The 664-nt window shown below is 41.9% G+C and carries 1 protein-coding gene; it reads left to right on the top strand.

Annotated features, from left to right (window positions below; all coding sequences use genetic code 11):
- On the top strand, positions 1–664 hold a 664-nt coding region (locus RM553_RS19580), incomplete at both ends, for a hypothetical protein (protein WP_311536649.1).

Consider the following 664-nt stretch of genomic DNA (forward strand, 5'->3'; position numbering starts at 1 on the left):
AATTACCGAATTAAATTTTACGGCAGAAGCTTCCGGAACCTATAAGATATATGATGATACCGGGAAACCGAGCTATTTCAGGATCCTTCGGAAAAGTGCTAACAATGCTACCGTAAGCGGTAATGTAGATGTTACTGCAGCTTCGGACATTCCTGGCGATTACAGTATAGTGTTCACCAATGAAAGTGGCGATACCTGGAGTTCTTCAGTTTCTGAAGGTACTTATACGGTAGCCCTGCCTGTAGGTGATACTTATGACATTTCTCTTGAAGGTGCCGATGGTTATTCAATCACCGGCAGTACTAGTATAGAGATCACAGAAAACACTGCTCTGAATCTATTAATTCAAAAGGATGGAGCTTCAGGAAATGGATTGGCAGATGTATGGGATTTTGGAGCAACACAGCTTGCGGAGTCTGAGTACAATAATCAGTTATCTGAAGAGATTATCAATTCCTGGTATGATGCATCTATCGCCCCGGGAACCTCAGATATTAATTTGCCGGATTTTACAGCTGGTGATCTTAGCTTTACCGGGGGTGGAAGTGACCGCCTTCGAACCACAAATACCAATCTTACCCGTTATGATGATGATATTGATGAATATGAAGATTTTAAAGGAAGGGTTTATATCAATTCATCGGGTGCTACCGGCAGGTATTTT

The sequence above is a fragment of the Autumnicola tepida genome (genome assembly GCF_031846485.1).
Lineage (GTDB): Bacteria > Bacteroidota > Bacteroidia > Flavobacteriales > Flavobacteriaceae > Autumnicola > Autumnicola tepida.